The organism is Pseudomonas sp. NFACC25, from assembly GCF_900100935.1.
In the GTDB taxonomy this organism is placed as follows: Bacteria; Pseudomonadota; Gammaproteobacteria; order Pseudomonadales; family Pseudomonadaceae; genus Aquipseudomonas; species Aquipseudomonas marginalis.
The window spans coordinates 1-4,418 of record NZ_FMUC01000028.1 but is presented as its reverse complement, the minus strand read 5'-3'; the positions used below and the strand labels follow the sequence as shown (position 1 = coordinate 4,418).

Sequence of the window (4,418 nt, the reverse complement as noted above, 5' to 3'; positions counted from 1 at the left end):
ATCTCCGCGCTCGAACAGTCGGAAATACTGCGCCTCCATTTCAGAACAAAGGTTGTCGAACAGCACTGGATCTAGTTTTGACAGCGTGACCATAATTTCGGCTGGGTCTAGCCCAGCGTCACTCGCCGCCCATAGGACAATACGAGTAGCCACGTCCAATTTTTTGCTTGGAATGATCACGTCCAATGCATGTTGAATATCTGGGTAGCTGGATGCCAAACGTGAAGGCATGTCTTTTTCCTGACCCGCTTTAGATGGAATGTGAAAGACCTGAGGTTGTTTGTCTAATGCTATTGATTCATCGGCAATGTTTTCACACAGCCTGGGTCGATAGCTGCCGGTGGCGACTGGCAGCCATCGGCCCAGAGTGTGTAAAAACGCATTTGTACACTGTCGGCTCGAAGCGCCGACGGCTGTTAGCTGAGTAATTGCTCACAACAAGTCCTGCGGATCATCACTTGAGCCTGGGAGCCCCCTGCGTCGCTTCTACCTTGCTGGGTGGTCAAAATAAAGACCTCTTCAGGCCGACAGTGCCTTCATTAAACCGCTGATACCGAGAATTTTCATGACCCGCTTCAAGTTGTAGGCGAGCACATTCAAGCTCATCTCCGCGCTCACCCCGGCCAGCTTTCGGGTCAGGAAGTGCGTCGCACCCATCCATTGCTTGAGCGTCCCGAAGGGATGCTCAACCGTCCGTTTTCGGACTCGCATCATCTCTGGTGCTTTGCTCAGCCGAAGCTGCATCTCCTCCAATACGGCTTCGTGCTCCCAGCGTCGAACTCGTCGTTCCGTGCTCGGTGTGCACTGCAATTTCAACGCGCAGCCCTGGCATTTCGAACTCCAGTAACGATGCAACTTCAGGCCTTTTTCAACTTAGGAGTAGTGCCAGATCAGCGCCTCCCCAGCCGGGCAAATGTATTCGTTTTTTGCCGTGTCATAGACGAAGGCATCGTTATTGAAACGCCCGTCAGCCTTGGCTCCAGAGGTCATCGGTTTGGGCACATAGGCGGTGATGCCTGCATCGTGACAAGCCAGGATTTGTTCGCTTTTGAAATAACCTCGGTCCGCCACCACCGACAACGTTTCTGAGGCTATCGCCTCGCGGGCCTGCTTGGCCATCGAGCTGAGTTGATCGCGGTCGGAACCGACATTGGTCACCTCATGTGCAACGATCAAATGGTGCTGAGTATCGACCGCTGTCTGCACGTTGTAGCCGACGATTCCTGTGCCGCGCGTCATCATGGAACGGGCGTCTGGATCGGTCAGTGAGACCTGTTTATCCGGCGATTCATTGAGCTGGATTTCGATCGCTTGAAGCTCCTTCATTTGAGTTTTGAGCTTGGCGATTTTCTCTTCCAGCCGCACGGCACTGGGTTCGGAAGCTGTGGGTTCTTGCCGATCGGCAGCATCAAGTGCTACCAGGTAACGGTTGATACTCGATTCAATTTCTTCCATGCGCCGCTTCAGTTTGGCGTTGGTGAAATTGCGGTCGCGGTTGTTGACTGCTTTGAATTTACTGCCATCAATGGCGACCAGATGTTCTCCAAACAGTCCCAACTGCTGACACAGCATAACGAACTGGCGACAGACGTCTCGGATGGCCTTGCTGTTGGCTTTTCGGAAGTTGGCGATGGTCTTGAAATCCGGCATCAAACGCCCGGTCAACCACATCAGCTCGACGTTGCGTTGAGCTTCTCGTTCCAGCCGCCGGCTCGACTGAATGCGGTTGAGATAGCCGTAGATGTAGATCTTTAGCAGGATCGCGGGGTGGTAAGCCGGCCGTCCAGTATCGGCTGGAATGGCACCTTCAAAACCTAGATTGACCAAGTTGAGTTCGTCGACGAAAACGTCAACTACGCGTACCGGATTGGCATCGCTGACGTAGTCGTCGAGGCTTTCGGGAAGTAAGGTGCCTTGGCCTCGGTGTTCACCTTGGATAAAGCGCTTCATAGGCAATCCCCGCGATAAAATCCTCAGCAATCATAGCAAGGGATCACGGAGTCGTTTCTACATACGCCGGGGCAATCGCAGACACCAATGGATGCCTATAGATAGACGGTCGGGGGGCAGCGACTCTGATTGCTCAGCCTCAGGCTCCGAGATACCCTTTCTCCTCCTGACAGATAGGCGCGGCCAACAAATCATGTCTACTTGCTATTCCATTCAAATCACGCCAGAAAGACCATTGCCGGCCTTCTATTGCATTGCTGAACATCTATGGGGAACCGGATGTGATGTTGACTCTGACGGTGACTGCGCAGGTTCAGATGATCGCCAATGGACGGAACTGACATTGTCGCTTCGCGGCACATCAGGAGAACGTATCGACATTGACCCGCTCTCGCTTATGCCTCTTACCCTCGTAATCCGTTCATCGCACGCCACCCTCTGCCAAAGAGCGGCCGACTACATCGTATCTGTTTCCGGAGGCACTATCGGCGCAGCTGTTAACGTCAAGACGGTATGAGTGCGCGGACACGAGGCTTATAGATTTCCGACAGGTGAAGAACCTAAAAGTGAGACCCCTTGGCGTTTTTACACACTCTGGGCCAGGAGCTGTCGTTCAATCTTGGGTTAATAGCGGCTCGGCAGCGAACTTCCGCAGTTGACACCTATATACCTGAATACACTTCCCACCTACGCCACATATGTCCTTTCAACTGAATTTACCAGGGAACCTCCCAGTTACCCCCTACAATGTTCGAAAAATAAAATACCCTCACCGAAGCTCACGGCAAGGGCATCACCAGAAGCAATCGAGCTTAGGTAGATCTAAATCCAGGCTTACCGTTCGCTGCGCGCCACTCTTTAACTTTTTTTGTTATGACTTCAGGCGTACTCTCCGCATTCGATGGAGGATAATAAATTAAGTCAGATCCGTCTGGATGCTCTGTCAATACCTCAAACTCTAAAACCGCATCAACTTGGTCTTTCTCGGTGGCGTACTCAGAATCACAAATTTTTTTAACAAATAGTAAAAACTCAGATTCTGTGTACTCTTCTATTTTCTTAATACTCATATTACTTACCCTCTAGATGTATTGAGCTGTGCTGCTTTGGGGTAACCACCCGAATATTATCAATATCAAAAACTGCGCCCCCTTTGGATACATAAGTGGCATGATGAAGTTCAAACTTCACCTGACCACCAACCCGATCTCCCCTTCGAACAAACGGAGCCCGCCCGTTCTTCATTTCAGAAATATTGTTGCTGATAAATTGCTTTGATAGTTCGGAGTCATTAGCGACAGACTTCCAAAACGCCTCTCGAAATTTCCTGAAGTTTTTAAACTCTTTGCCTCGCAATTGGTCCGCAATCTGTGACGGAATTGGAGCCCCTTCAACTTGTGATGCTGCTCCCAACCAGTTCCCCGACACAGGCTGGCCAAAACCTGTTGCAACACCTGCATCCTCTCGCCGATCCCGGAACATCGTATAGATCGGTGGCAGACCTGAATCCGCTGGAAAGACCGTAATAAAATCATCAAAACTCGCTTCTGAAACTGCAGGAAAGGCGTCAATGCGGCCTTCCACCGGAGTCACTGTAGCGCCAGTGTAAACTGTTGGCACAGGCTGTTCAGTAGGCGAGGTCGTTGAATTATTCCCTGGGCTGACAATAGGCGTCCAGGTTAGAGTCCGTGGAGGTACATCCGCTGTCGTAGCGGTATATACTTTCTGTGCCGCATCATAACGAGCCGCCACTACCCTGACCTTTGACGGAACCGTCACGCCATCAGTCTTGACTACAAAGACCTCTGACTGCCCATCTGCAGCAGTTTTTGAGCTAATGCGGTAAGCCAAATCAACGGTGCCACCTGTGGCAACAACGCTATTCAGATCTTGCTGAAGGTCAGGAATCAGGTCCGATACTGGGGTACTGAAAGCATAACGCTCCGACAGTTCGCCATTCGCCAGCTTTGACGAGTAAAACAGCGCTGAAACCCCAACAACAAGGCCTGCCCCAACACTCGCAATAACTCCGCCCAAAGCGCTAATGGCTGCACGAATAGCCGCTTGTAGAGTGAGCGCCGCGGCTTCAACTACCGTTACGGTTCCGGCTGAAGTCATAAACAGCGAGCCGGCAGCAGATGCAGGGTAAGCGCTCCATGAACCCCACATTCAAAGTCACCATCTGATCCCCGATGCTGTGCTCCCGATTCCTTTCCGGAGCCAGCACCTCATGATGCGTCCCGACGCAAAAGTCGAAAAAGTCTATCTCTACCCCAAACCCGTCGACTTCCGAAAATCCATCGATGGCCTAGCCGCTCTGGTCGAACTGGACATTAAGGTCGCGGTGTTTGACCCGGTACTTTTCGTGTTCCTCAACAAGCCTCGAAACCGAGTGAAAATTTTGTATTGGGAGCGTAACGGTTTTTGCCTTTGGCTAAAGCGGCTGGAGTCCGAGCGCTTCAAAACAT

Annotated in this window: 3 protein-coding genes and 2 pseudogenes; 1 reads left to right on the top strand and 4 read right to left on the bottom strand. The window is 51.6% G+C overall.

Going from position 1 to position 4,418, the window contains the following annotated elements:
- The 4 genes and pseudogenes from BLQ09_RS30810 to BLQ09_RS30790 all read right to left on the bottom strand — a co-directional run.
- A pseudogene (locus BLQ09_RS30810) lies at positions 1–231 on the bottom strand (hypothetical protein); the annotation flags it as partial.
- A 288-nt stretch (positions 232–519) separates the two neighbouring features.
- A pseudogene (locus tag BLQ09_RS30805) lies at positions 520–1,950 on the bottom strand (IS1182 family transposase).
- An 812-nt stretch (positions 1,951–2,762) separates the two neighbouring features.
- Positions 2,763–3,020: a bacteriocin immunity protein gene (locus BLQ09_RS30795; RefSeq protein WP_081744459.1), complete on the bottom strand. Its 258-nt coding sequence runs from the start codon at positions 3,018–3,020 to the stop codon at positions 2,763–2,765.
- A 1-nt stretch (position 3,021) separates the two neighbouring features.
- Positions 3,022–4,119 carry an S-type pyocin domain-containing protein gene (locus BLQ09_RS30790; protein WP_092359825.1) on the bottom strand — a complete coding sequence of 366 codons (1,098 nt, stop codon included), beginning with the start codon at positions 4,117–4,119 and terminating at the stop codon, positions 3,022–3,024.
- Between the two features lie 61 nt (positions 4,120–4,180).
- On the opposite strand from BLQ09_RS30790, the gene tnpB reads away from it, so the two are divergent.
- Positions 4,181–4,418: IS66 family insertion sequence element accessory protein TnpB (gene tnpB / locus BLQ09_RS30785; RefSeq protein WP_241000839.1), on the top strand; the 238-nt coding region annotated here is incomplete at its 3' end.

Excerpts from the sequence above, each read along its gene's own strand:
- BLQ09_RS30795 (WP_081744459.1), bottom strand. The coding sequence starts at position 3,020 with ATGAGTATTAAGAAAATAGAAGAGTACACAGAATCTGAGTTTTTACTA.
- BLQ09_RS30790 (WP_092359825.1), bottom strand. The coding sequence starts at position 4,119 with ATGTGGGGTTCATGGAGCGCTTACCCTGCATCTGCTGCCGGCTCGCTG.